The sequence below is a fragment of the Paraburkholderia franconis genome (assembly GCF_009362735.1).
GTDB lineage: Bacteria > Pseudomonadota > Gammaproteobacteria > Burkholderiales > Burkholderiaceae > Paraburkholderia > Paraburkholderia franconis.
The window spans coordinates 273,905-300,057 of record NZ_WHNP01000003.1 but is presented as its reverse complement, the minus strand read 5'-3'; the positions used below and the strand labels follow the sequence as shown (position 1 = coordinate 300,057).

General features: G+C 65.1%; 23 protein-coding genes. 15 read left to right on the top strand and 8 right to left on the bottom strand.

Features of this window, described 5'->3' with window-relative positions:
* The first annotated feature begins 1 nt into the window (after position 1).
* The 7 genes from GCT13_RS04805 (at position 2) to GCT13_RS48145 (ending at position 8,988) form a co-directional block, all read left to right on the top strand.
* Complete coding sequence (locus GCT13_RS04805) at positions 2–499, top strand: cupin domain-containing protein (protein ID WP_152755598.1); 498 nt, start codon at positions 2–4, stop codon at positions 497–499.
* Between the two features lie 41 nt (positions 500–540).
* Positions 541–1,560, top strand: coding sequence for a HoxN/HupN/NixA family nickel/cobalt transporter (locus tag GCT13_RS04800; protein ID WP_152755597.1), 1,020 nt, complete (start codon positions 541–543; stop codon positions 1,558–1,560).
* 340 nt (positions 1,561–1,900) lie between these two features.
* Positions 1,901–3,586, top strand: a complete 1,686-nt coding sequence (locus tag GCT13_RS04795; RefSeq protein WP_152755596.1) for an ABC transporter substrate-binding protein — start codon at positions 1,901–1,903, stop codon at positions 3,584–3,586.
* 31 nt (positions 3,587–3,617) lie between these two features.
* Entirely contained in the window at positions 3,618–4,628 is a 1,011-nt protein-coding gene (locus tag GCT13_RS04790) for an ABC transporter permease (RefSeq protein WP_152755595.1), read from the top strand.
* Entirely contained in the window at positions 4,625–5,536 is a 912-nt protein-coding gene (locus GCT13_RS04785; protein ID WP_152755594.1) for an ABC transporter permease, read from the top strand. Before GCT13_RS04790 ends, GCT13_RS04785 begins: the two co-directional genes overlap by 4 nt.
* On the top strand, positions 5,533–7,668 hold the full coding sequence (locus GCT13_RS04780; protein ID WP_152755593.1) for an ABC transporter ATP-binding protein: 2,136 nt from the start codon (positions 5,533–5,535) through the stop codon (positions 7,666–7,668). The genes GCT13_RS04785 and GCT13_RS04780 overlap by 4 nt, the downstream gene beginning before the upstream one ends.
* A gap of 447 nt (positions 7,669–8,115) precedes the next feature.
* On the top strand, positions 8,116–8,988 hold the full coding sequence (locus GCT13_RS48145; RefSeq protein ID WP_193727576.1) for a hypothetical protein: 873 nt from the start codon (positions 8,116–8,118) through the stop codon (positions 8,986–8,988).
* Between the two features lie 217 nt (positions 8,989–9,205).
* On the opposite strand, the gene GCT13_RS04770 is transcribed toward GCT13_RS48145, so the two are convergent.
* A complete protein-coding gene (locus GCT13_RS04770; protein WP_152755592.1) occupies positions 9,206–10,051 on the bottom strand; it encodes an aldo/keto reductase in 846 nt (281 codons plus the stop codon).
* A 164-nt stretch (positions 10,052–10,215) separates the two neighbouring features.
* Between GCT13_RS04770 and GCT13_RS04765 the strand changes: the two genes are divergently transcribed.
* The gene (locus GCT13_RS04765; protein ID WP_087739424.1) at positions 10,216–10,962 is read left to right on the top strand and encodes a GntR family transcriptional regulator; all 747 of its coding nucleotides are present in this window, start codon (positions 10,216–10,218) and stop codon (positions 10,960–10,962) included.
* A gap of 30 nt (positions 10,963–10,992) precedes the next feature.
* Here GCT13_RS04765 and GCT13_RS04760 read toward each other — a convergent pair whose 3' ends face one another.
* The gene (locus GCT13_RS04760; protein WP_152755591.1) at positions 10,993–12,387 is read right to left on the bottom strand and encodes a CoA transferase; all 1,395 of its coding nucleotides are present in this window, start codon (positions 12,385–12,387) and stop codon (positions 10,993–10,995) included.
* Between the two features lie 136 nt (positions 12,388–12,523).
* Here GCT13_RS04760 and GCT13_RS04755 point away from each other — a divergent pair, with 136 nt between their 5' ends.
* Complete coding sequence (locus tag GCT13_RS04755) at positions 12,524–13,759, top strand: citrate synthase family protein (RefSeq protein ID WP_321574187.1); 1,236 nt, start codon at positions 12,524–12,526, stop codon at positions 13,757–13,759.
* A 39-nt stretch (positions 13,760–13,798) separates the two neighbouring features.
* Here GCT13_RS04755 and GCT13_RS04750 read toward each other — a convergent pair whose 3' ends face one another.
* On the bottom strand, positions 13,799–14,119 hold the full coding sequence (locus GCT13_RS04750) for a DUF2917 domain-containing protein (RefSeq protein ID WP_152755589.1): 321 nt from the start codon (positions 14,117–14,119) through the stop codon (positions 13,799–13,801).
* Between the two features lie 184 nt (positions 14,120–14,303).
* Between GCT13_RS04750 and GCT13_RS04745 the strand changes: the two genes are divergently transcribed.
* The 3 genes from GCT13_RS04745 to GCT13_RS04735 all read left to right on the top strand — a co-directional run bounded on the left by GCT13_RS04745 (position 14,304) and on the right by GCT13_RS04735 (position 18,926).
* Positions 14,304–15,716, top strand: coding sequence for an aminotransferase-like domain-containing protein (locus GCT13_RS04745; RefSeq protein ID WP_152755588.1), 1,413 nt, complete (start codon positions 14,304–14,306; stop codon positions 15,714–15,716).
* A gap of 151 nt (positions 15,717–15,867) precedes the next feature.
* Positions 15,868–17,316 carry a multidrug transporter subunit MdtD gene (gene mdtD / locus GCT13_RS04740; RefSeq protein WP_152755587.1) on the top strand — a complete coding sequence of 483 codons (1,449 nt, stop codon included), beginning with the start codon at positions 15,868–15,870 and terminating at the stop codon, positions 17,314–17,316.
* 338 nt (positions 17,317–17,654) lie between these two features.
* Positions 17,655–18,926 carry an EAL domain-containing protein gene (locus GCT13_RS04735; RefSeq protein ID WP_152755586.1) on the top strand — a complete coding sequence of 424 codons (1,272 nt, stop codon included), beginning with the start codon at positions 17,655–17,657 and terminating at the stop codon, positions 18,924–18,926.
* Here the strand turns inward: GCT13_RS04735 and GCT13_RS04730 are convergent.
* Positions 18,882–19,841, bottom strand: a complete 960-nt coding sequence (locus GCT13_RS04730) for a sigma-70 family RNA polymerase sigma factor (protein WP_152755585.1) — start codon at positions 19,839–19,841, stop codon at positions 18,882–18,884. The two genes, GCT13_RS04735 and GCT13_RS04730, sit on opposite strands and share 45 nt — an antisense overlap.
* A gap of 170 nt (positions 19,842–20,011) precedes the next feature.
* Here GCT13_RS04730 and clpP point away from each other — a divergent pair, with 170 nt between their 5' ends.
* On the top strand, positions 20,012–20,665 hold the full coding sequence (gene clpP / locus GCT13_RS04725; protein WP_152755584.1) for an ATP-dependent Clp endopeptidase proteolytic subunit ClpP: 654 nt from the start codon (positions 20,012–20,014) through the stop codon (positions 20,663–20,665).
* A gap of 45 nt (positions 20,666–20,710) precedes the next feature.
* On the opposite strand, the gene GCT13_RS04720 is transcribed toward clpP, so the two are convergent.
* Entirely contained in the window at positions 20,711–21,322 is a 612-nt protein-coding gene (locus GCT13_RS04720) for a TetR/AcrR family transcriptional regulator (protein WP_152755583.1), read from the bottom strand.
* Positions 21,323–21,370: 48 nt separating this feature from the next.
* On the opposite strand from GCT13_RS04720, the gene GCT13_RS04715 reads away from it, so the two are divergent.
* Together GCT13_RS04715 and GCT13_RS04710 are read left to right on the top strand one after the other, a co-directional pair.
* Positions 21,371–21,970, top strand: a complete 600-nt coding sequence (locus GCT13_RS04715; RefSeq protein ID WP_152755582.1) for an isochorismatase family protein — start codon at positions 21,371–21,373, stop codon at positions 21,968–21,970.
* A gap of 90 nt (positions 21,971–22,060) precedes the next feature.
* Complete coding sequence (locus GCT13_RS04710) at positions 22,061–23,383, top strand: NYN domain-containing protein (RefSeq protein WP_152755581.1); 1,323 nt, start codon at positions 22,061–22,063, stop codon at positions 23,381–23,383.
* Positions 23,384–23,538: 155 nt separating this feature from the next.
* Here the strand turns inward: GCT13_RS04710 and GCT13_RS04705 are convergent, their stop codons facing one another.
* From GCT13_RS04705 to GCT13_RS04695, 3 genes are all read right to left on the bottom strand, one after another.
* Positions 23,539–24,117 (bottom strand): superoxide dismutase, encoded by a 579-nt coding sequence (locus tag GCT13_RS04705; RefSeq protein WP_090865657.1) that lies wholly within the window; start codon positions 24,115–24,117, stop codon positions 23,539–23,541.
* A gap of 206 nt (positions 24,118–24,323) precedes the next feature.
* Positions 24,324–25,703 (bottom strand): exodeoxyribonuclease VII large subunit, encoded by a 1,380-nt coding sequence (gene xseA / locus GCT13_RS04700; protein ID WP_152755580.1) that lies wholly within the window; start codon positions 25,701–25,703, stop codon positions 24,324–24,326.
* A complete protein-coding gene (locus GCT13_RS04695) occupies positions 25,700–25,969 on the bottom strand; it encodes a hypothetical protein (RefSeq protein ID WP_152755579.1) in 270 nt (89 codons plus the stop codon). Before GCT13_RS04695 ends, xseA begins: the two co-directional genes overlap by 4 nt.
* Positions 25,970–26,153: the final 184 nt, after the last annotated feature.

Genomic DNA, 26,153 nt, shown 5'->3' with positions numbered 1-26,153 from the left:
CATGAGCGACGAACATCGGCAAGCGCCACAGGCCCCGATCGACTGGCGCGAGCACGGCGTGAAGGTCATCAAGGGCGACCAGCTCGACACGAACACGGCGCAAACGCCCGGCATGAACCGCGCCGCCGCGATCAACGCGGCCCGCGTCGGCGCGCAGAAGCTGTGGGCGGGCACCGTGACGATTCATCCGAATGCGAAGACAGGCGCGCATCATCACGGCGCCCTCGAGAGCGTCATCTACGTGGTGCGCGGCCACGCGCGGATGCGCTGGGGCGAGCATCTGGAATTCACCGCGGAAGCAGGCCCCGGAGACTTCATCTTCGTGCCGCCGTACGTGCCGCATCAGGAGATCAACGCGAGCACCGACGATCCGCTCGAATGTGTGCTCGTGCGCAGCGACAACGAAGCCGTCGTCGTGAACCTGAACATCGATGCCGTCGAAAAACCCGAGACCGTCTACTGGGTCGATCCGATTCACAAGCATCCGCACGATCACTGACATCCCGCGCAACCTGGTACAACGCCCGACACCACGCCCGCATGACGCCGCCCTCTTCGCTGCGACCTCGCCTCGTCACGTTGTACGCCGGACTGATCGGCGCAAACGTCGCCGCCTGGGCGTGTGCGCTGATCGCGTTTCGCCACTATCCGCTGCTGCTCGGCACAGCGCTGCTCGCGTATGGCTTCGGACTGCGGCATGCAGTCGACGCGGACCACATCGCCGCCATCGACGCCGTCACGCGCAAGCTGATGCAGGAAGGCAAACGTCCGCTCGGCGTCGGGCTCGCGTTCTCGCTCGGACATTCGAGCATCGTGATCGCGGCGACAGTCGGCATCGCGTTGACGGCGCTGACACTGCATGAGCGCTTCGAAGCATTTCACGCGATCGGCGGGACCATTGGGACGATCGTCTCGTCGGGCTTTCTGCTCGTGCTCGCAGGCGTCAATCTCGCGATTCTGCGTGACGTGTGGCGCCGCTACTGTCACGTGCAACGCGGCGGGCAACTGTCGCACGAAGACGCCGAGCGCGGCGCGCCCGCCGGTCTGCTGTCGCGCGCGCTGAAGCCGCTTTTCCGCCTCGTGACGAAAAGCTGGCACATGTACCCCGTCGGCGTGCTGTTCGGCCTCGGCTTCGATACGGCGACGGAAATCGGCCTGCTCGCGATCGCCGCTGCGGAAGCGGGGAAAGGTCTGCCGCTCTACTCGATCCTCGTGTTTCCCGCGCTCTTCACGGCGGGCATGACGCTCGTCGATTCGACCGACAACGTGCTGATGGTCCACGCGTACGGCTGGGCGATGGACGATCCGAGACGCAAGCTCTACTACAACGCGAGCATCACGTTCGTGTCCGCTGTCGTCGCCATCGCGATCGGCGGCATCGAGGCACTTGGCGTGCTGGCGGACAAACTGGGCCTCGACGGCGGCGCATGGGACGCGGTGGCCGCCGTCAACGCGAGCTTCGGCACGCTGGGCTATGGGATCGTCAGCGTGTTCATGCTGTGCTGGATCGGCTCGATCCTGTTTGATCGCTGGCGCAGGCCGGCGCCGCTCGGCCGCTAGCGCTGTCGTATGCGCCGAGCCGCGCCAAGCCCCACGAGCGCCCCACGAGCGCGCCACGAGCACCTCATAAGCGCTTCATAAACACCACGCGCCGCCCGAACGCCGGATCAGCCGCCGCAACGCCGTCGAGCGCCCGCACGAGCGCCACGGCGTTGTGTGCGCGACACATGTTCATCGCCGATTCGTATGAAGGGAACCCCTGGCGGACGCGAATGCTCCCAACACAAAGGCAATCGCTTACACTGAACCCGCATCGTCGCCGCAGTACCGCTTGCGTCAACCCGCAGCGCCGCGTGCAAAACGCGTGGCGTCCCAACAGAACGGATCGGACTAACCATCGATGAAGAATTCCGCGGACCCGCGTTTTGCGCCTCTTTCAGAAGCCGCTTTTGACGTCGAGGCGACACGCAGCAGCGCCGACGCCTACGGCAATCATGCGATCGACGAATGGCTGGCCGGCCGTCTCACGCGGCGCGAGCTGCTGCGATACGCGAGCGTGATCGGCATGTCGCTCGTGGGCGGCGGCCTGCTTGCGCCGCGTGGCGCCCGCGCGCAAGGCGCGGCGAGCGCGAACGGAACGATCCGCGTCGCGCACCTGACGCCCGCGGGCGCCGTCGATCCGATGACTGTCACCGATGCCGCCAGCCTCTGTCTGCTGAATCAGACGGGTGAATTCCTGATCGACGACGACGGCGAAAAGCAGGTGCTCAAGCCCGCGCTCGCGTTGTCGTGGAAGCCGAACGACAAGGGCGACGTGTGGACCTTCAAGCTGCGCGACAACGTCAAGTTTCACGACGGCCAGCCGTTCACCGCGAAGGACGTCGCCGCGACCTTCGACCGTCTCGCCGATCCCGCCGCCGGCTCGGCCGCGCTGTCGGTGCTGAAGGGCGTGCTGTCGAAGGGCGGGACGAAGGTCGTCGACGATCACACCGTCGCGTTCCATCTCGACGCGCCCAACGGCAATTTCCCGTACTACGTTTCGTCGGACAACTACAACGCAGTGATCCTGCCCGCGAGCTACACGGGCGGATACGAGAAGAGCTTCATCGGCACCGGTCCGTTCAAGCTCGAGAAGTATCAGGCGAAAGTGGGCGCGACGTTCGTGCGCAATCCCGACTACTGGGGCGAAAAGGCGTTGCCGCAGCGCGTGCAGTTCACCTTCTACGCCGACCAGCAGGCACAGATACTCGCGCTGCAAGGCCATCAGGCCGACGTGATGGGCACGTTCACCGTGCAGGGCGGCCAGGGCCTGATGAACAATCCCGAGTTCAAGGTGATCGGCGTGAAGTCGAGCGCGCACCGGCAAATTCACATGCGCGTCGACAGCCCGCAGTTCAAGGACAAGCGCGTACGCCAGGCACTCGCGCTGTCGCTCGATCGCGATGTGATCGTGAAGGGACTCTTCAAGGGCCGCGCGCAGGTCGGCAACGACAGCCCGTTCGCGCCTGCGTTTCCGTCGTCGGCTGCGGGCGTGCCGCAGCGCAAGATCGACGTCGCCAAGGCGAAGCAGTTGCTCGCGCAGGCGGGCGTGCCGAACGGTTTCGACGTGACGCTCACGACCGAGAAATTCATGGAGATTCCCGACCTCGCCGTCGTCGTGCAGAACTACGCGAAGGCCATCGGCATACGCATCAATCTGAAGGTCGAGGGCCAGTCGCAGTATTACGGCTCGGGCACGCCGGGCAAGTCTGACTGGCTCGACTCGCCGTTGGGCATCACCGATTACGGCAGCCGCGGCGTGCCGAACGTCTTCCTCAATGCGCCGCTGACGAGCACAGGCACCTGGAACGCCGCGCATTTCAAGAACCCGCAGTACGACAAGCTGGTCGCCGACTACGTCGCGGCACTCGATCTCGCGTCCCAAAAGAAAGTGTCCGGGCAGATCCAGACATTGCTGCTCGACGAAACGCCCGTGATCTTTCCGTTCTTCTACGATCAGCTGATCGCCGCGCGCAAGCAGTTGAACGGCGTGCGCTTCACCGCGATCGCGCAGTTGTATTTCGATCGCGCGACGCTCGCGGCCTGACCCCGCGCGACACCGCGAGCAAGAGATATCGATGTCGAGCACGGTCCCCTCTTCCATCGCTCGCAGCTCGGGTGGCAGTACGGCGCGTGTCGCGCGTTTCGTCGCGACGCGCATCGGCTTGTCGCTGATCACGCTGTGGCTCCTGTCGATCATCGTGTTCGCGGGCGGGCAATTGCTGCCCGGCGACATCGGCCGCGCGCTGCTCGGCCCGCTCGCCGATGCGCGCGCCGTCGCCGCGCTCAATCATCAGCTGGGCGCGGACCGGCCGCTTCTCACGCAATACACGCAATGGATCACACACTTCGTGCACGGCGACATGGGCATGTCGTACGCGTTTCGCGAGCCCGTTGCGCCGTTCGTCGGCAGCGCGCTGGCGAATTCCGCGAAGCTCGGCTTTCTCGCGTTCATCGTGGTCGTGCCGCTCGGCATCGCGGGCGGCGTGTGGGCCGCGATGCACGCGGGACGCTGGCTCGACCGCACGATCAGCATCGCCGGCTTGTCGGCGACGGTCGTGCCGGAGTTCGTGTCGTCGATCGTGCTGATACTCGTGTTCGGCGTGTGGCTGCAATGGCTGCCCATCGAGGCATCGTATCCGGCCAATGCGGGCATCTTCACGCAACTGAAGCATCTGATCCTGCCCGTGCTGCCGCTCGTGTTCGTGTTCTTCGGCTATATCGCGCGGATGGCGCGCGCGGGCACCGTCGAAGCGCTCGACGCCGACTACACGCGCACCGCGATCCTCAAGGGGCTGCCGCCGCACATCGTGATCTGGCGACACGTGCTGCGCAACGCGCTGCTGCCGACCATCACCGTCGCCGCGACGCAGCTTGGCTACATGATCGGCGGGCTCGTCGTCGTGGAGACGCTGTTCCACTACCAGGGCATCGGCTCGCTGATCTACAACGCGGCGAAGGCCAAGGACTTTCCGATGCTCGAAGCAGGCGTGCTGACGATCGGCGTCGTGTATACGGCCGCGAATCTCATCGCCGATGCGCTGTACGTGTTGCTCAATCCGCGCCTGCGCGTGAGGAGCGCCGAATGAGCACGACGCCCACCTCCCCTGTTACGCCACCTGAAACACCCCCGCAGACGCCGCTGCAAGCACCTGCGCCGCGCTCACGCGAGCGCCGCTACGACACGCTGCGCGTGTTGCTGCGCTCGCCGACGTTCATCGTCGGCGCCGTCATCGTGCTGTGGTGGATCGTGTGCGCGATTGCCGGCCCCTGGATCGCGCCGCTCGATCCGTACGCATCCGATCCGCTGAACTCGCTCGCGCCGCCCGCGCACGGGCACTGGTTCGGCACGGATCAGCTCGGCCGCGACGTGCTCTCGCGCGTGATCGTCGGCGCGCGCGACATCCTGACGATCGCCCCGCTCGCGACGCTGCTCGGCACGCTCGCGGGCACCGCGCTCGGTCTCGTGGTCGGCTACTTCGACGGCTGGGTCGACAACGTAATCGGACGCGCGATCGATGCCGTGCTCGCGCTGCCGCTCGTGATCGTCGCGCTGCTCGCGCTGGCGGCCGTCGGCGCATCGAACGCAACAGTGATTCTCGTGATCGGCATTACGTTCGCGCCGATCACCTCACGCACGGTGCGCGCCGCCGTGTTCGCCGAACGGCATCTCGACTACGTGGCGGCCGCGCAGCTGCGCGGCGAGAACGCGCTCTACATCATGTTCGCGGAGATTTTGCCGAACGTGCTGCCGCCCATCATCGTCGAGGCGACGGTGCGCCTCGGCTACGCGATCTTCGCGGTCGCGACGCTGTCGTTTCTCGGCTTCGGCATCCAGCCGCCTTCCGCCGACTGGGGCCTCGCGCTCTCCGAGTCGTACACGCTGATGGCGGGCGGCGCATGGTGGACGGTCGTGTTCGATGCGGCGGCCATCGCTTCGCTCGTGGTCGGCGTGAATCTGATCGCGGATGCCGTGCAAGGAGCCGTCGACGGATGAACGGGCCGCCTCCCTCACCTCCCGCCTCGTTTCCCGCGTTCGATGTGTCGAAGAGCGAACAGTCGGACGCGCTCACGATCGTCGGACTCACCGTCACGTACCGCGCGCGCGGACGCGAGCGCGAAGTGCTGCAGGACGTATCGTTTCGAATCAGGCGCGGCGAGTCGTACGGGCTCGTCGGCGAATCGGGCTGCGGCAAGTCGACGGTCGCGATGGCGACGCTGCGCTATCTGCCGCGCAATGGCCGCGTGAAGGCGGGCCGCATTTCGATTGCGGGCAAGGAGGTGCATTCGCTCGACGCCGTCGCGCTGCGCGAGATGCGCGCGAACGCGATCTCGATGGTCTATCAGGACCCGTCCCGCGCGCTGAATCCTTCGCTGACGGTTGCGCGCCAGGTGTCGGAAGCGTTCGAAGCGTCCGGTGCGACCTACGATGAAGCGCTCACACGGACTGCGGAGATGCTGCGCAAGGTGCGCATCGCCGAGCCCGAGCGCGTGATGGACAGTTATCCGCATCAGCTGTCGGGCGGCATGCAGCAGCGCGTTGTGATCGCGATGGCGCTCGCGTCGCAACCCGCGCTGCTGATTCTCGACGAACCGACGACAGGACTCGACGCCACCGTCGAAGCCGAAGTGCTCGACCTCGTCGCGCAACTGCGCGAAGAGCTCGGCACGGCCGTACTCTTCATCAGCCACAACCTCGCGGTGATCGGCCGGATGTGCGAGCGCGTCGGCGTACTGTATGCGGGCAAGCTCGTCGAAGAAGGCGCGACGCAGGATGTGTTCGCGCGGCCGCGTCATCCGTACACCGTAGGCCTGTTGCGCTGTCTGCCCACTTCGGGCCGCAGCAAGGACACCGACCGGCTCGATACGATCGCGGGCAGCCTGCCGCAGCCAGGCTCCGTCACGCAGGGCTGCATCTACGCGGAGCGCTGCCGTCTCGCCGACGACCGCTGCCGTCATGAAGCGCCGCCGCCTTATCGCGTGCGGTCGCAGCACGGCGATCAGATGTCGCGCTGCCACTATCACGAACGCGCGATCGAACTGCCGCGCGTGACGGCCTTACATGCGTCCGGAGATGCGCCCAGCGATGTGTCCGATAACGCACGCAACGCGCTCGATCATTCGCCCGTTCTGCGCGCGGAAAACGTGTCGAAGACTTTTCACGTTCCGGGCGCGACGCTGCGCGCTGTCGACGACGTATCGCTCGAACTCGCGAAGGGAGAGACGCTCGGCCTCGTCGGCGAATCGGGCAGCGGCAAGACGACGCTCGCGAAGCTGCTGCTCGGCCTTATTTCGCCCGACGCGGGCAGCGTCATCGAACTCGACGGCGCGCGCCTGCCGCCGCGCGTCACGAATCGCAACGACGATCAGGTGAAGTCGCTGCAGATCGTCTTCCAGAATCCGGACTCCGCGCTCAATCGCGCGCATTCCGTCAAGCGATTGATCGGCCGCGCGCTGTCGCGCCTGTCCTCGCTGCATGGGCCCGCGCGCGACGAAAGGCTCGCGTCGCTGACGCAAGCCGTGAGGCTGCCCGACCGCTATCTGACTTCGCGCACGCGGCAACTGTCGGGCGGATTGAAGCAGCGCGTCGCGATTGCGCGCGCGTTTGCGGGCGATCCGCGCATCGTCGTGTGCGACGAGCCAACCTCCGCGCTCGACGTGTCCGTGCAGGCCGCGATCCTCAATCTGCTCGCCGATCTGCAGCACGATCGCGGCGTGAGCTATGTGTTCATCTCGCACGATCTGCATGTCGTGCGGTATCTGTCGGATCGCATCGCGGTGCTGTACGTTGGCCGGCTGCTCGAAATCGGGCCCGCCGACGCCGTGTTCGGCGGTCCGCATCATCCTTATACGGAAGCGCTGCTTTCTTCCGTGCCGACGCTCGATGGGCACGCCGGCGAGCCGGACGAAGCACGCGACAACAGTCGCACGCAGCGCATCCGCCTGTCGGGCGAATTGCCGAGCGCCGCTTCGCCGCCGTCGGGCTGCGTCTTTCATACGCGCTGTCCGCGCAAGCTCGGCGCAATCTGCGAGCAGCAGGACCCGCCCTTCACCGATGCCGGCGACGGACATCGCATCCGTTGCCACATTCCCGTCGACGAGTTGCGTGTCCTTCAACGCCGCGACTGAAACGGCTGTTCGACCGCGCTCATCGAGCATCGCCGACACCGCTCATCAACATCGCTGACGCAGCGCTCATCGACATCGCTGAAACGAAAAGCCGCGCGATTTGCGGCCTGCGTTTCATGTCCGAAACGTTTTTCATCCGTTCCGACGCGCGAGCAATCGGGCTGTCACATCAGTGCCATACGCGGCGGGCGTGCGCGCGCAATGGCATGTTTATCGCTAAACGACAGTCACGCATGGGGTTGCGGCGAGATCGACAAATCCTCGGGCATGCCGCCTTGCGCCGGTACACGAACGACGCAACGACGCAGAGGACAGCCGGTCTCGCATCTGATGAACGCCGCGGACTTCCGGCCCACGCGTGGCTCGACAGAGCAAACGGGACAAAAGCAAAAAGCAGCATAAAGGGATGACGGCTTGCGGGGGCGTCGTTTCCTCGGGAGAGGTGCGATGAATACGAACAAACTTGCTACGTACTACTACAAGACAATAAACGGTACGGCAGCCTTCGCGGTAGGCGCGGGGACTTTGATGGCGGCCCAGTTCGTTCAGGCCGCATCCACCGACGAAGTGATTCCGAGGTGGATCGTCACAGCCGATGCGCCGCTCATGGCAAGCGGAGCGTCGGCTGCGACTCAGCTCGCTCAGAATGATGCGGATTCGACAGGCGCGCAGTCCATCACGACGACGGCAGCCGACGACGCGGCGTCCGTCTTTCTGCTCAAGACTTGTAGTGGCAACCCCGGCAACTGCTCGGCCAATGGCGGGCGCGGCAGCGGCGGCGCGGGTGCGGCCGGTGCTTCGGGTGCGGCTGGGGCTTCTTCGGGCGGTAGTGGTAGTGGCGGCGGCAGCTCTGGCGGCGGAGCTGCGGCAGGTCCGAGTGGGAATTCAGGCAGTGGTGGTTTCGGTGGGTCGGGTGGCGCGGGTGGCTCGGGCCACGGAAGTGGGAATGGTGGTGGAAGCGGTGGCGGTGGCGGTGGTGGAAGCGGTGGCGGTAATGGTGGTGGCGGTGGCAACGGCGGCGGTGGCAACGGCGGCGGCGGTAACGGTGGCGGTGGTGGGAACGGCGGTGGTGGGAACGGCGGTGGTAACGGCGGCGGCGGTAACGGTGGCAGTGGTGGGAATGGTGGCGGTGGTAGCAATGGCGGCTGCGGTTGTGGCGGCGGCCATGGCGGCCCGAGTGGCCCGGGCGGCGGCTTCGGCAGTGGAGGTGTCGGCGGCGGCTTTGGAGGCGGCTTTGGCGCGGGTGGTTTCGGTAAAGGTGGTGGCTACGGTGGCGGCTCAGGGTCAGGCGGCGGTCACGGCGGTGGCAACGGACACTAAGGTCCAACGGGCGGCGCCACGCGCCGTTCACCCAAGACAACAATCACACATAATGCGTAGACGCTTCCTGGCAAGCATTGGCGGTGACGTTCCAATCCCCCGAGCGAACGTCACCGCCTGGGCCGTGACCCAACTCGAACATCAAACGCGAGACGCAGACGCACGAAGCCCCGCAGATCACCCGACCCAACTCACATAAAACCAACGCATTTCACGCTCAAAGCATCTCGAGCGGCCGCTTGCTTCCCGGCGGACGAAAGTGCGCATCGATAGCAGCGAGGTCATCGGCAGAAAGACGAAGCTCGAGCGCGCGAGCGTTGTCGCGCACATGCTCGATGCGCCCGGACTTCGGAATCGCGAGCACGTCCGGCTGCCGCAGCACCCACGCGAGCGCGACCTGAATCACGGAGACATTGTGCGCATCGGCGATATCGTCGAGCGGCGAGCGCTTCGGCAGCCGAGCGTGATCGACGGGGCTATACGCCATCGCGGGCATCTTGCGCTCCACGAGCCAGGGGAACAGATCGAACTCCGCCCCGCGCCGCGCGACGTTGTAGAGAATCTGATTGGTCGCGCACGCATCGCCATGAGGAACGGCGACGAGCTCTTCCATATCGTCGACGTCGAAGTTGCTCACGCCCCAATGACGTATCTTGCCGTCGCGGCGCAGCGCTTCGAAGCCGGCGACCGTCTCCTCGAGCGGCACCGATCCGCGCCAGTGCAGCAGATACAGATCGATGCGATCCGTCTTCAGTCGCTTCAACGACTGCTCGCACGCATGCTGCACGCCGCGTTTGCTCGCGTTGTGCGGATAGACCTTGCTGACGAGAAACACATCGTCGCGCAGACCGTGCAACGCCTCGCCGAGTAGCGATTCCGTCGCGCCTTCGCCGTACATTTCAGCCGTATCGATCAACGTCATGCCCAGTTCGATGCCGCCACGCAGCGCCTCGATCTCGGCTTTGCGGCGCGACGGATGCTCGCCCATCTCCCACGTGCCCTGCCCCAGCTTGGGAATGCGCTCGCCGTCGGGCAGCGTCACGCTGGCGATGTCGTTCGTCATGTTCAATTCCTCGCAGATGATGTGATGACGATGCGCTCTCGCATCGGCTAGCGCAACGAGTGTAGCGTCTGATCGCGAAACGCATCGGCGTCCCGGCAAAACCCCGCTATAACGCAGCGCGCCAATGTCATAGAATTGCCGCTTGCCCTTCTTGCGTCCGTCACATGAATCCAGCCTCGGAAGACCGCTGGCGCGACCTGCGCCCGGACCCGGAAAACGACACTCCGCTGTATCTTCAGCTCGCCCGCAAGCTCGGCAACGCGATCCACGAGAACCGCTGGAACGCAGGCGAAGCGCTGCCGTCGGAGCGCGTGTTATCGGAAGCGCTCGGCGTATCGCGAATCACCGCACGCAAGGCGATCGCGCTGCTCGTCGAACAGGGGCTGATCCGCCGTTCGCAAGGCGCGGGCAGCTTCATCACGCCGCGCTACGAAGACCCGCTGTCGCGCCTGTCGAGCTTCAGCGAAATGCTGCGCCGGCGCGGCTTCACGCCAAGCTCGCAGTGGCTCTCGCGTGAGATCGTGCCCGCCAATCGCGATGAAGTGATCCAGCTCGGGCTGTCGCCCGCCGCCGCCGTCACGCGTTTGCGTCGCTTGCGTCTCGCGGACGGCATCGTGATGGCCGTCGAAAACTCGACGTTCCCCGCTTCGATCATTCCCGACCCGCAGGCCATCGGCGATTCGCTGTACACGTATCTCGAGCAGCGCGGGCTGACGATCGTGCGCGCGTTGCAGCACTTCCGCGCGGTCAACGCGAGCGACGAGATCGCGCAGCAGATGAGCATCGCGCCGAACGAAGCGCTGCTGCTGATCACACGTGTCGGCTACACAGCGGACCAGCGCGCGATCGAGCTCACCGACACCTACTGCCGCAACGATTACTACGACTTCGTCGCCGAGCTGCGCAAGTAGCGCGCGTCGGTTCCGGCTGGTCGGCGAGGTTCAGTCTTCCCAGCGCGCCGCGTCGGTGCCGATCGGCACGGGCGGCCGAGCATAGAACGCGGGCGTCTCGGACATCCGCTCGGCGGGCGCCGCCGCGCGCACGAGGCCGAACGGCGAGTCGACTTCGTGCAGACAGTCCTGCACGTCGTCGTATTTCACGTCGGGCGCGCGCCAGCCGTCCTCGATCTGTCCCATCGATTGCAACCAGCGCCCCGTCTGCGCAAGCGACAACCGCACGTGCCAGCTTCCGCCCTCTTGCGCGCGGCGCGCCAGCGCGACCATCGCGCCGAACGCGGCGAGATAGCCCGTCGCGTGATCGAGCGCCTGACACGGCAGATGCTTCGGCCCTTCGACGCCCGCCGCGTGACTCTCCGTGTACGCGATGCCGCTCGCCGACTGCACGAGACTGTCGAAGCCGCGCCGCGTCGCCCACGGACCCGCATGCCCATACGCCGAAATCGACACGCAGACGGTGCCCGGCCTGATCCGCGCGAGCGCTTCGGGCGCAAAGCCGCGCGAAGCAAGCGAGCCCGGCCGGTACGCCTGAAGGAACACATCGGCATCGGCGGCGAGCGCGTGCAACTGCTCGCGTGCGGCGGACTCGCGCAGATCGAGCGTCGCCGAGCGCTTGCCGCGTCCGTTATCGATGACGAGCGGCGCGATGTTCGGCAGATGCGGCCCGTTGATCAGCAAGACGTCCGCGCCATGCTGCGCGAGCGCGCGCCCGGCCACGGGTCCCGCGATGATCCGCGACAGATCGAGCACGCGCGTCCCCGTCAGCGGCCGCTGCGCCGCGTCCCGCCCCGGTGCTTCCGGCGGCGCGTCGCCGATCCGTTCGATTTCGAAGAGCGGCAGATCCGCAATCGCCTTCGCCTGGTCGAGCGCGGCCCATTCGCGCGGCGAGCGGATCAGCGCGGCGCACAGGCCAGCATCGGCGAGCGTCTGGTCGAGCTTCGCACCGTCCCAGCCACGTATCGCTTCGGCCACGGCGCCCGGATCGCCGTCGCAGCCGAGCACCTTCAGCACGCCTTGCAGATGATGCGGAAAGTTCGTGTGCAACTGAATCCAGCGGCTATCGCGCGTCGCGTAGAAGCCCGTGACGGGATGGCGCAATTCGGGCGGGAGGCCATCGTTGACGCGCAGATAACGCTCGCTGCGAAACGCGATGAGCGCGCGCCGCACGCTCACATCGACGCGCTGCATACGGCCCGTGCGCAGCCTGAAGCATTCGGCGGCGGCCAGACCCATCGCCGCAATCGACGCGCTCGCGAGCGTCCCGACGCGGAACACGGAAGGCAGCGACGGGTCATTGCCGTCGATGGCCGCGTAATCGAGCAAGGCCGGATCGCAACCGGCAACGGACCACAGATGATCGAGAGCGAGTTGGGGCGTCATGATGAGCGGGCATCCGGAACGAAGGCGTGACTCAGTCTAGATTTGCCGCTCGTCATGATCAATCTTGATTCATATAATCAACATATATCGTTTTCTTTGGCTTTGCCCCTTCGATATGACACAAATGAGGACCCAGGTGAGTTCCGCTGCCCGATACCTGTCCGCCGATGAAGCCGCCGCGATGCTCGGCATCAGCGTCACGACGCTCTATGCGTACGTCAGCCGGGGCATGTTGCGCTCGACGCCCGATGCGGACGGCAAGCGGCGTCTCTACGATGCGGACGAAGTGCGGCGTCTCGCGCGCCGCAAGGAAGACGGCAAGCGCGCGGGCAAGGTCGCGCAGAAAGTGTTGGACTGGGGCGTGCCCGTGCTCGAATCGTCGATCACGCTGATCGCGGACGGCAAGCTGCTATACCGTGGCCGTGACGCGATCGAACTGGCGCGCACGGCCACGCTGGAAGAAGTCGCGGCGCTGCTGTGGGAATGCAGCGCGCGGCGTATTGCCGATGCGCCTGCCGCGCCGCTCGCCGCCGCGCAATGGTCGGCGTGGCTGAAGCTGTGGAGCGACAGCGCGCCGCTCGATCGCGCGCTGGTGCTGCTGCCCGCAGCCGCCGCGCAGATGCCGCGCGTCTGGGCGCTCGGCCGCGATGCGCAGCTCGACAATGCCTGCGCACTGATCCGGCTGCTGGCGGGCGCGATGATTTCCGCTGCGCCATCGAACGAACCGCTGCACAAGCAGCTCGCGAGCGCGTGGGGCGTGCGCAACCGCGCGCAGAGCAACCTGCTGCGCGCTGCGCTCGTCGCCTGTGCCGATCACGAACTGAATGCGTCGACGTTCACGGTGCGCTGCATCACGTCGACGGGCACGCATCTGTTCGGTGCCGTCGCGGGCGGACTCGCGGCGCTGTCGGGGCCTCGGCATGGCGGAGAAACGGCGCGCATCGCGGCGTTGTTCGACGAAGCCGCGCGCGCCGCCGATCTCGACCGCTATCTCGCCACGCGGCTCGCGCATTCTGAGCATGGCGCGGCGGGTCCGGCGCTGTCGGGCTTCGGCCATCCGCTGTATCCGGACGGCGATCCGCGCGCGCGGCTGCTGCTCGATCTGCTCGGTCAATGCGCGCCGATGCGCTCGTCGCTGACTGAAGCGCGAAGGCTTGCGCGCGCCGTGCACGACACGACGGGCGCCGAGCCGACCGTCGACTACGCGCTCGCGGCCATCGAGCGGGTGCTCGGCTTGCCCGCCGGCGCGGCCTTCACGCTGTTCGCAGTGGGCCGCGTGACGGGCTGGATCGCGCACGCGATCGAGCAGACCAGCGACGGCCGGCTGATCCGTCCGCGCGCAAGGTATATCGGTGCGTATGAAGCGGACTGACGGCGCTTTAAACCGCGAATCGCAAACCTGAAACCGCCGTCACGCGGTAAACAGCCGGCGCGGCATCCACGTCCAGCGCATCGGACGCTGCCGCTGAACGCGCAGCGTGTCGCCCATCTCGCGCCGGCCGTCCGCAACCGTCAGCGACAGCCGCACGCCTTCGCGTCCGGCGCTCAGCCACGCGACGGCGCCGCGCTTCAGTTCGAACGACTCCCCCGGCGCGAGCCAATAGTCCTCTGCATCGCCTTCGACGGTCAGCCACAGTTCGCCCGCCAGCACGTTCACTGCGAGCGGCTGCGCGACCCGCCAGGCGCTCGCCGGCTCGCCGTGTTCGAGTTCGAAAGTACGGATTTCACGCATCGCAGTGCTCCTTGAAAAGCTTTTTCGCTTGCATCCATTATTGGCGTGCGATGATGGCTGTCACATGCACAGTACTGAACAGTTTCCAAAGAACTGTACAGTCAGAAAACCTGACAGTTGCTGGCGCTTCGGCCGTGACAGACGTACCGTCACCGGCGAAGGACGAAGCGAAGGAAGACACGTCATGAAGCTCGACATCGAACTGAACCGCGACAACGGCGTGCCGCTCACCGAGCAGATCGTGAGCGGCGTGCAGGAGTGGATACGCTCGCGCACCGCGCATCCGGGCGCGCGGCTGCCGTCGATCCGCCAGTTCGCCACCGATAACGACATCAGCCGCTTTCCCGTGATCGAGGCATATGACCGGCTCGTGTCGCTCGGCTATCTGGATTCGCGTCCCGGCTCGGGCTTTTACGTGGCGGAGCGGCATCGCGCGTCGATGGCGTGTCAGGGCGCATCCGATCCGCGCCGCGCCGAGGAAGAATCGGTGCACATCCTCCAGCAGTTCAATCATCCCGGCGAGTCGCTGAAGCTCGGCAGCGGTTTCATCCCCGAGGCGTGGCGCGACATGGACAGCCTCGCGCAGGCGATCCGCTACGTGTCGCGCACCGACGGCGCAAGCATGATCGACTATGCGACGCCGCTCGGCAACGCGGCGCTGCGCGAGCATCTGCAGGGGCGCGTCGCGCAGCTCGGCATCGAAGCGGACGCGTCGCACATCCTCATCACGATCGGCGCGAGCCAGGCGATGGATCTGCTGATGCGCTACATGCTCAAGCCCGGCGACACGATCTTCGTCGAAGACCCCGGCTACTACAATTTCAACGGCCTGCTGAAGCTGCATGGCGTGAACCTCGTCGGCATTCCGCGCACGCGCACAGGGCCCGATCTCGATGTGTTGCAGGCGCAGTTGCAGCAGCATCGGCCGAAGCTCTTCTTCATCAACTCGGTGTTTCACAACCCGACGGGCACGACGGTCGCGCCGCCCGTCGCGTTCCGTCTGCTGCAACTGGCGCGCGAGCATGGCTTCAAGATTCTCGAAGACGACATTTATGCGGACTTCCAGGCGGAGCCGACCGATCGGCTCGCGACACTCGATCAGCTCGAACACGTGATCTATATCGGCGGGCTGTCGAAAACGCTGTCGTCGTCGCTGCGCATCGGCTATGTGATCGCGGACCACGCAACGATCAAGGATCTCGCCGACATCAAGATGCTCACGAGCATCGGCGGATCGCGCTTCGCGGAAGCGGTTACGGTCGCACTGCTCGAACGCGGGATGTATCGCAAGCATCTCGAAAGATTGCGCCGGCGCATGCGCGATGCGCTCGGCGCGACAGTGCAGACACTGGAAATGAGCGGCTGGCAGGTGTTCGAAAATCCGTTGGGCGGAAAGTTCGTGTGGGCGCGCGTGCCGCATGTCGACGATGCGCAGCGGCTGGTGGAGTGCGGTGCGCCGCTCGGCGTGACCGTTGCGCCCGGCAGCTACTTCCGCCCGAACGCGGAAACGAGCCCGTGGATACGCATCAACGCCGCGTTCGCGAACGATCCGCGCGCGCGGGCATTCTTCGAGGCGGCAGCGCAACTGGAGCCATGACGAACGGCGAGGCGCGCGGCTTGCTGCCTCTGCCTGCGTGCCTTTTGCTCACGGCCTGCGCGCTTTTTGCCCGTGCGGCCCCGTCATACGGGCACAGCGCTTTTTCCTTAGAATGTGGGCTCCCCCCGCCCAGCCGTCCTGCCTAGCGTTCATGTCCGAATCGACCGCCCATCACACTGCTCACACCGCGCCCACTGCCCGCTCGCTGTCGGTGATGTTGTGGATCGTCGCGACGGGCTTCTTCATGCAGACGCTCGATTCGACGATCGTCAACACCGCATTGCCCGCGATGGCGACGAGTCTCGGCGAGCTGTCGTTGCGCATGCAATCAGTCGTGATCGCGTACTCGCTGACGATGGCCGTGATGATTCCCGTGTCCGGCTGGCTCGCGGACAAGCTCGGCACGCGGCGCGTGTTCATGAGCGCGATCCTGATCTTCACAGTCGGCTCGCTGCTGTGCGCGAACGCGCATACGCTCACGCAACTGGTGATCTATCGCGTGCTGCAAGGCGTGGGCGGCGCGATGCTGCTGCCCGTCGGACGCCTCGCCGTGCTGCGCGTGTTTCCCGCCGAACGTTATTTGCCCGCGCTGTCGTTCGTCGCGATTCCTGGCCTGATCGGCCCGCTGATCGGACCGACGCTCGGCGGCTGGCTCGTCAAGATCGCGTCGTGGCACTGGATCTTCCTGATCAACGTGCCCGTCGGCATCGCGGGCGTGATCGCGACATTCATCTTCATGCCCGACAGCCGCAATCCCGACACCGCGCCGTTCGACATCAAAGGCTATCTGCTGCTGATCGTCGGGATGGTGTCGATCTCGATGGCGCTCGACGGACGCACCGAGTTTTCCATTCAGCATGCAACGGTGCTAATGCTGCTGATTCTTTCGCTCGGCTGTTTCGTCGCCTACGGATTGCATGCGGTGCGCGCAGCGAACCCGATCTTCTCGCTCGACCTCTTCAAGATTCACACGTTCAGCGTCGGCCTGCTCGGCAATCTGTTCGCGCGGATCGGCAGCGGCGCGATGCCGTATCTGATTCCGCTGCTGTTGCAGGTGAGCCTCGGCTACAGCGCATTCGAAGCGGGCCTGATGATGCTGCCCGTCGCTGCCGCCGGCATGTCGTCGAAGCGCCTCGTCACGAACCTCATCATGAAGTACGGCTACCGGCGCGTGCTCGTGTCGAACACCGTGCTCGTCGGCCTCGCGATGGCCAGCTTCTCGCTGACGAGCATGCATCAGCCGCTGTGGCTGCGCCTCGTGCAGCTCGCGTTCTTCGGCGGTGTCAACTCGATGCAGTTCACCGCGATGAACACACTGACGCTGAAAGACCTCGGCACGGGCGGCGCAAGCAGCGGCAACAGCCTCTTCTCGCTCGTGCAGATGCTCGCGATGAGTCTCGGCGTCACTGTCGCGGGCGCTCTGCTCACGACGTTCACGGGCATCATCCCGCGCGTGACGGCCGCGAACTCGCTGCCCGCCTTTCACGCGACGTTCCTGTGCGTCGGCCTGATCACGGCCGCGACGTCGTGGATCTTCGCGCAGTTGTCGGCCGACATCCGGCAGCCCGCGAAGCGCGCCGATCCGCAGGAACGCACATGATGGCGGCACGCTCCCGAACGGGACGCGCATGATTCGTGGCACCCGTCGGAACCGTTACGGGGCGCGTGCCGCACCATCGATGTGCGCATCGCGCGCCGCGCGCATGACAGTGGCCGCTTTCCCGGCGCACAATCGAAGCAACGCGCGAAGCAAGACCCGAAGCACGCCCCCGCACGCTCCGAAGGAAGGCGCGATGCACGAGCGCGATCAACGCGATTCAGCCGCAAATGGCCGCGGCATTTCGTTCTGCGCATGTTTCTTGCTGACCTATCGAGTAAACTCGACGTGTCCGCGCAATGCGCGCGGCTTGCCTCGCTTCTCTACCGATGACCGACACGATGAGCATGATCGAACTCGATCCTCCCGGCTTCCAGACGCGCCCCGTGGCGGGCGACGAAGGTTCGCGCCGCACCGTCCGGTATGGCGGCTACACGGTTTTCAGCGTGTTTCAGCCTGTCTTTTCGGTTTCGCATCGACGCGCGATCGGCTATCACGCGTCGCTGCGCGCGCACGATGAAAACGGCAAGCAGGTGCCATCGGCGGAAGTCTTCACGCAAGCAGCACGCCGTGGCGATCTGCTTGAGCTCGGGCGTCTCGCCGAATCGCTGCATCTGGGCAACTTCAACGCGTTCGACAGCCACGACGAATGGCTCTTCCTGAGCCTGCATCCCGCCGCGCTGATGGACACGAGCTACGGCGACGCGTTGCTCGCCGGCCTGAAGGCGCTCGGCCTGCCGCCGCAGCGCGTGGTGCTCGAAGTCTCCGAGCATTCGGGCGGCGAGACGACCCGCTTCACCGCAATCATCGATGCGTTGCGCAAGTCCGGTTTTCTGATCGCGCTCGACGGCTTCGGCGCGAAGCATTCGAACATCGACCGCGTGTGGAATCTGCGGCCCGATATCGTCACGCTCGACCGCTGCATTCTCGCGCAGGCCACCGAGCATTCGCATATCGAGCGCGTGCTGCCCGGCATCGTGTCGATGCTGCACGAGTCGGGGCAACTGGTGCTGATGGGCGGCCTTTCCACCGAGCGCGATGCGCTGATCGCGCTCGAATGCAATGTCGATTTCGTGCAGGGCACGTTCTTCGCAGCGCCGAGCGTCGAGCCCGTCGCGCGCCAGGCGACGGTGAAGCTCATGGACGAACTATCGGCGGCGCTGCGTCAGCGCGTGGCAGAGCGCAAGCGTGCGCAGGCCGAGCGGCTCGCGCCGTTCGTCACGGCACTGGAAGCGGCGAGTACGCACCTTGTCGAAGGCGAAACGATGGCCGATGCGACCGCGCCGCTGCTCGTGTTGCGCGAGACGGCGCGCTGCTTCCTGCTCGACGGCTCGGGCCGCCAGATCGGCGACAACGTCTTGCCGCCGGGCCGCGCATCGCAGCGCGCGAAGCGGTTCCGGCCGCTCATGCATTCGGAAGGCGCGAGCTGGGAGCGCCGTCCGTATTTCATCGAAGCCGTGCGCGCGCCGGGGCAAGTGCATCTGACGCCGCCGTATCTGTCGATCAACGAGGCGCACCTGTGCGTGACGGCGTCGATCGCGGCGGAGACCGCGCGCGGCATGCAGGTGCTATGCGTGGATATCAACTGGGAGGTGGCCGCGCATCGTAACTGACGCGGCCTGGCTGCTGATCGGTCGCAGGAGCCGCAAGATCGCCGCGCGTCCGAACACGCGCGCAGCGGGCGCGAGCCGCAGCGCGCCCGTCACGATATGCAACGCGACGATGCGCTCGTCCTCGCCGATTGAAATATCGAGCAGCGTGTCGATCTCTCCGTCGCGCATCAGCGCCACCGCGCTCGCGCCGTTCATCGACACCGTTTCCATCTGATCGCCGCTGCCGCGCATCGCCAGCGTGGCCGCCACGTGTTCCGCCGACGCGACGGCATCGACCAGTTCGGGCGCATCACTGACCACGCTCGGCACTTCACAGAAGAGCCGCACGAGCGCGACGCGGTCCTGCGCTTCCATCGCCGCCCGCAAGCGTTCGACGATGCGCGCATGCGCGGCGGGATCGGCGTGCTTCGCCGGCACACCTTCGCGCCGCAAGCGCGTTTTCGCGCGATGCACGATCTGCCGGCAATGGGCGGGTGTCTTCGCGAGAATCTTCGCGATCTCCGCGTAGTCGCAATCGAATGCCTCATGCAGCACGAACGCGGCGCGCTCGTCGGGCTTCAGGCGCTCGAGCAGCAACATCACGCCGTATGACATCTGCACCGCCCGCAGCGCGAGATCTTCCGCCGACGGCGCAAGCCCATCGAGCCACGGGTCCGGCAGCCAGCCGCCCGAATGCGTCGCGCGCTCCGTCTGCAGATGACGCAGGCGGTCGATCGCGAGGCGCGTCGTCACCGTCGTGAGCCACGCAGCGGATGAGCGCAGCTCGCTGGCGTCGGCGGCATGCCATTTGAGCCAGGCGTCCTGCACGATGTCTTCCGCTTCCGCGCGGCTGCCGAGCATCCGGTACGCGAGCGCGAAGAGCTTCGCGCGCACCGCTTCGAACTGCGCCGGCTTGTCTTGTTCTGTCTGGTCCATGCATGCCACTCCTCTCGCGTTCCCATCGGCTAGACGGACCAACCGCCTGCGATGTGACACGCGGACGCAAAAATTCTTCTGTCACGCGCGCCCGCGCTTTCGCGTCTTGCGATGGGAGCCGCGCACCGGCGCGGTCCTTTCGCACACACGAGCCCATCAGCGAGGAACGCATGCATCGTCATTTCATTTCAACGACGTACTCCGGATTCAATCTCGTGCCGACCGTCATCGAGCAATCGAGCCGCGGCGAGCGCGCCTACGACATCTATTCGCGCCTGTTGCGCGAGCGGATCGTATTTCTGGTCGGCCCAGTCAACGAACAGTCGGCGAGCCTGATCGTCGCGCAACTGCTGTTCCTCGAATCGGAGAACCCTGACAAGGATATTTCTTTTTACATCAACTCGCCGGGCGGCTCGGTCTATGACGGCCTCGCGATCTTCGACACGATGCAGTTCATCAAGCCCGATGTCTCGACGCTATGCACCGGCTTCGCGGCCAGCATGGGCACGTTCCTGCTTGCGGCGGGCGCGCCCGGCAAGCGCTTTGCGCTGCCCAATGCGCGCATCATGATTCATCAGCCTTCGGGCGGCGGCCAGGGCACCGCGTCGGACATCGAAATCCAGGCGAAGGAAGTGCTGTATCTGCGCGAGCGCCTGAACGCCGTGCTCGCGCAGCGCACAGGCCAGAGCATCGCGCAGATCGAGAAGGACACCGACCGTGACAATTTCATGTCGGCGGATGCGGCGAAGTCGTATGGCCTGATCGACGACGTGCTCGCGACGCGTGAAGCGAGCGTCATCGACGCCGCGCATCGCGCGATGTGATTCGCCGATGTGATTCGCCGATGTGATGGGCCCGACGTGAAGCGCCTAGCGCACCCGCGCGGCCAGATACGATGAAACGACCATCATGTATTCGTCGACGAGCGGCTTGCGCTCTTTTGGCTTCGCGGCCGCGTACAGCGGGCTCAGGCTCTTCACGACCTGCAGCGTGACTTCGGCGACGCGAAATGCGTCGTCGGCCGACAGCGCCGGACTGTAGCGTTGAAACAGTTCGGCGAACTTGCCGCGCAAGCGGTTGCGCGCGGCGGCATCGCGCCGGAAATTCAGCGACACCGACAGCAGCGGCAGATACGCAGGCCGCGCCGCCATGAACTCGACCATCAGCGCGAACAGCCGCTCGACCAGTTCTTCGACGCTCCACGCTTGCGCCGCCTCGCTGAGCGCGCTCCATTGCGCATCCATTTCGTTGCTGTAGCGCGTGCGCAGCGCAAGAACGAGCGCATGCTTGTTCGGAAAGTATTGATAAACCGCGCCGATCGACGTGCCTGCGCGCTCGGCGATGGCCGTCATCGTCGCGGCCTCGAAGCCGCGTTCCGCGATCACCTCGCCGGCCGCATCGAGCAGCGCATCGACGCGCTTCGCCGCGCGCTCCTGCTGCGGCACGCGCCGCATTTTCGGATTATCTGAGGCCTGACTCATATTTCTGTCGTATCATGATATGAGCACATCCTCACATATAGGTGACATATGGCGCAAGCGCTTTCCATCGACCCACGCAGCACGGCGATCGTGCTGATCGATTTGCAGCACAGCAACATTGGACGGCAACTGGAGCCGCATTCGGCCGCCGACGTGGTCGCGCGTTCCCTGCGCGCCGCCGATGCACTGCGCGCGGCGGGCGGCACGGTCGTGTTCGTGCGCGTCGATATCCCGCAACTGCTGTCGCTGCCCGCCGACGCGCCGCTGCGTCCGCGCGACGCGCCCGCCCCGCCGCCGCAAGCGTCGGAGCTCGTGCCCGAATGCAATGTGCAGGCCGGCGACGTGATCGTGACGAAGCGTCAATGGGGCGCGTTCTATGGCACCGATCTGGAACAGCAATTGCGTCGCCGTGGCATTCGCACGATTGTGCTGACGGGCATTGCGACGAACTTCGGCGTCGAATCGACTGCCCGTGCGGCCTTCGATCGCGGCTACGAACTGGTCTTCATCGAAGACGCGATGTCGAGCTTCACCGGCGACGTGCATCGCTTTCCCGTCGAGCACATCTTTCCGCGCATGGGCTTCGTGCGCTCGACAGAGGAATTTATTGGCGCGGTCGCCGAAACGGGCACGTTCGGCGGCGCCTGAACGCATTGCGCGCAAGCCGCTCGCATACAAGTGCTCGATCGACGCCGCGTTGTGTGAGACGATCGTACCTGCACTTCATTGGAGAGATACATGGCGTCATCCCAGGATACCGTCAGCATGGCGCTGTTCTGCGATTTCGAAAACGTCGCGCTCGGCGTGCGCGACGCGAAATACGAGAAATTCGACATCAAGCTGGTTCTCGAACGGCTGCTGCTGAAGGGCAGCATCGTCGTGAAGAAGGCGTACTGCGACTGGGATCGTTACAAGGGCTTCAAGGCCGCGATGCACGAAGCGAACTTCGAGCTGATCGAAATTCCGCATGTGCGGCAGTCCGGCAAGAACTCGGCGGATATCCGGCTCGTCGTCGATGCGCTCGATCTCTGCTATACGAAGTCGCACGTCAACACGTTCGTCATCATCAGCGGCGACTCGGATTTCTCGCCGCTCGTGTCGAAGCTGCGCGAGAACGCGAAGCAGGTGATCGGCGTCGGCGTGCAGCGCTCGACGTCGGATCTGCTCACGGCCAATTGCGACGAGTTCATTTTTTACGACGATCTGGTACGCGAGAGCCAGCGCGCGACCGCGAAGCGCGAGAGCGCGAAGGCTGCGCAACAGGCAGCACAACAGGCGATGAAGCGCGCGTCCGATGGCGAAAAGCGCAAGGAAGATCTGGAAACGCGCAAGACGAAGGCCATCGAGTTTGCCGTGCATACTTTCGATGCGCTCGCATCGGAGCGCGGCGACAGCGGCAAGATCTGGGCGTCGGCGCTGAAGGATGCGATCAAGCGCCGCAAGCCCGACTTCAACGAGTCGTACTACGGTTTCCGCGCATTCGGCAATCTGCTGGAAGAGGCGCAATCGCGCGGGCTTCTGGAAGTGGGCCGCGACGAGAAGTCGGGCACGTTCGTGTATCGCAGCGCGAGCGCCGTCGTGAGCACGAGCGACATCGCGAGTTCGCGCGACACGGGCGACGAATGGACCGCGATGCCCACAGCCGCTGCAATGGCTGAAACAGATGACGCGGTTGAAACTCACGAAGAGAATAGCCCGACTGGCGAGGACGTCACGGCAATCGGGCAGGCATCCGTGACGCAGCACGAACACGCGGACAGCGAAAGGAACGGTACACGCCGCAAGAGCCGCGGCACGCGTAAGCCTGCGGCAAAGAAGGCGAAGAAAGCGAGCAAGGCGAAGACTGAGCGAACGGATGCTGCCGATACCGATGCCGGTTCACCCGTTCCTGCCGATGCGCCGCCCGTTACCGAACACGCCGCAGCGACAGAGCCGCAGGTCATGACACCCGACGCAGAACTTCACGCAGCCAAAGCTCCCGCCGCCAAGAAGGCGCCGCGCAAGTCGACGACGCGAAGCCGCCGCCCGCGCAAAGCCGAGCCGAGCAGCGACGCCAGTTGAGCGATGTCGTTGTCGTCGCTCGTACTCCGGATCTGATCCGGATGGCTAACGAAATGCGCCGCACGTCTGGTGCATCGGAAACAAAAAAAGCCCTCGAAACGAGGGCTTTTTTCTGTGCGAATCCTGAACTTCAGCTTCAGCAAAAGAAGAAGAACTTACGCAAAGTTCTTTTCAGCGAAATCCCAGTTCACGATGTTCCAGTACGCTTCGACGAACTTCGGACGTGCGTTGCGATAGTCGATGTAGTACGCGTGTTCCCACACGTCGATCGTGAGCAGCGGCTTCGCGTCCGTGGTCAGCGGCGTGGCGGCATTGCTGGTCGACACCAGGTCGAGCGAACCGTCAGCCTTCTTCACGAGCCAGGCCCAGCCCGAGCCGAACGTGCCGACTGCCGTCTTCGTGAATTCTTCCTTGAACTTGTCGAAGGAGCCCCACTTCGCGTTGATCGCGTCCGCCAGCTTGCCCTTCGGCGCGCCACCGCCCTGCGGCGACAGGCTGTTCCAGAAGAACGTGTGGTTCCACACTTGCGCGGAGTTGTTGAAGACACCGCCCGACGACTTCTTGACGATCTCTTCCAGCGACAGCTTTTCGAACTCGGTACCCTTGATCAGATTGTTCAGGTTCGTCACATAGGTCTGGTGGTGCTTGCCGTAGTGAAATTCAAGCGTCTCTTCCGACATGTGCGGAGCGAGCGCGTTCTTTGCGAAAGGCAGCGGCGGGAGCGTATGTTCCATGGTGCTATTCCTTTGTATCTGTTTATGGGGAGTCTGCGGATAACGCTGTGGAGCACTCGATTGTAGGCGACTTGGAATAACCCCGCAAACACAAGCCCTTTATGGCGTTCATTGCGAAAACGCGCTGCGCGGGCAGCGTAATTAATGCTCGCGCAGCGCGTTTGCACACGTCATACGAAGGTCAAAAGTACTGTGCCTGGCGCACATCAAAAGCCATCCGTAAGACGCGGCTGCACATCCGAAAGCGCGATGTCCGCCGAGCCTTCCGCGAGATGAAGCGTCATGCGCCGGCCGGGCTTCAATGCCGATGGCGCACGGACCGCGCGTCCGCTTTGCGCATCGAGCAGCGCCGCATAGCCGCGCTCGAGCGTGCGTTGCGGACTCAATACTTCGAGCCGCGCAGCAAGTGTTTCCACTCGGGCAAGGTGTCTTTCATGCTGACGCAACAATGCGCGCTCCAGCCGTTCGCCAAGCCCGTTCACAGTTGCACGATGCTGGGAGAGATCGGGACGCCAGCGCTGCCAGCGCATCTGCACGAGCGAAAAATGCGCGCGCGCATCGCGCACGGGCCGCGCCCCCGCCGACGCGAGACGCGCACATAGCTGCTGAAGATGCGTGCGTTGCCGCGCGAGCCTTTCAGCGGGCGACACGAGACGTCGCGCGAGCCAGTCGAGCTGTTGCGCGCGGCGCTCCATCATGCGGCCAAAGCCGCGCGCAAGCGATGCATGCCGATGATCGAGATCGCGCAGCAGCAACACGCGCTGCGGACTGACGAGTTCGGCGGCGCCCGTGGGTGTCGGCGCGCGAACGTCAGCGGCGAAGTCGGCGATCGTGAAGTCGGTTTCGTGACCGACGCCGCTCACAACGGGTACTTCGCTCGCCGCAATCGCTCGTGCCAGCACTTCTTCGTTGAACGCCCACAGGTCTTCAATCGAGCCGCCGCCCCGACAGACGATCAGCACATCCACCTCGCGCCGACGGCTCGCTAACTCGACCATCGCAGCCAGCTTCGCACCCACGCCTGCGCCCTGCACGGGCGCCGGATAGACGATCACGGGAATATGCGGGGCGCGGCGCGCGAGCGTCGTCAGCACGTCGCGCAACGCGGCCGCCTGCAACGACGTGACGATGCCGATCGAGCGCGGATGCGCGGGCAATGCGCGCTTGCGTTGCGGGTCGAACAGGCCTTCGGCTTCGAGTTGCGCCTTCAGACGCAGAAACGCTTCGTACAGCCGACCCTGGCCCGTACGGCGCACGGCTTCGACATTCAGCTGAAGCTCGCCGCGCGGCTCATACATCGTGACGAGCGCGCGCACTTCGATCTTGTCGCCTTCGCGCGGCGTGAACTCGGCGTATTGCGCGCGGCCACGAAACATCACGCAGCGCATCTGCGCCTGCGCGTCCTTGATCGAGAAGTACCAGTGTCCGCTGGCGGCGCGCGTGAAGTTCGACACCTCGCCGGATACCCAGACGAGAGGAAACGTGCGTTCGAGCATCGTCCCGATTGCACGGTTGAGCGCCGATACGGGAACGACAGCATCGCCGCCCGCTCCGGCGGCGGACGAGAAAGGACTTTCGGAATTCATGCGAGGAATTGTGTGAACAGGCCGGACAGACGATAGACCGATCGGCCAGTCAGGTCCAGCACCTCGTCAGGGGCTTTAGCCGGATTGTTAAAAGTGTCCACATGTCGGGAGCGCCTTGATTTGGCGGCGTGAAAGTGCTCAAGAGCCCACTTGATACCATCCAACTTTATGATTTTTAAACATTTTTTGGTCGGCGAGAGTTCCCGTTCACCGATCTGAGGCTTGCGCGACGGCCTTTCCGACAGTCTGCAAGCCACGTTCTCCACAAAGTTATCCACAGACTATGGATTGAGCATGAGCGGCGCCTGCCTCGCGCACGAAGGCCGTCCCGACTTGCGGCCGACGCCGCTCGCGCGCTAGAGTGCCGGGTTCGGGCGGAATCTGGTCGATATGGATGCGCGCCCTGTCGGGATGGTTCGTCTCGTGCTTATCAGGCGCCTGGGCCGTCCC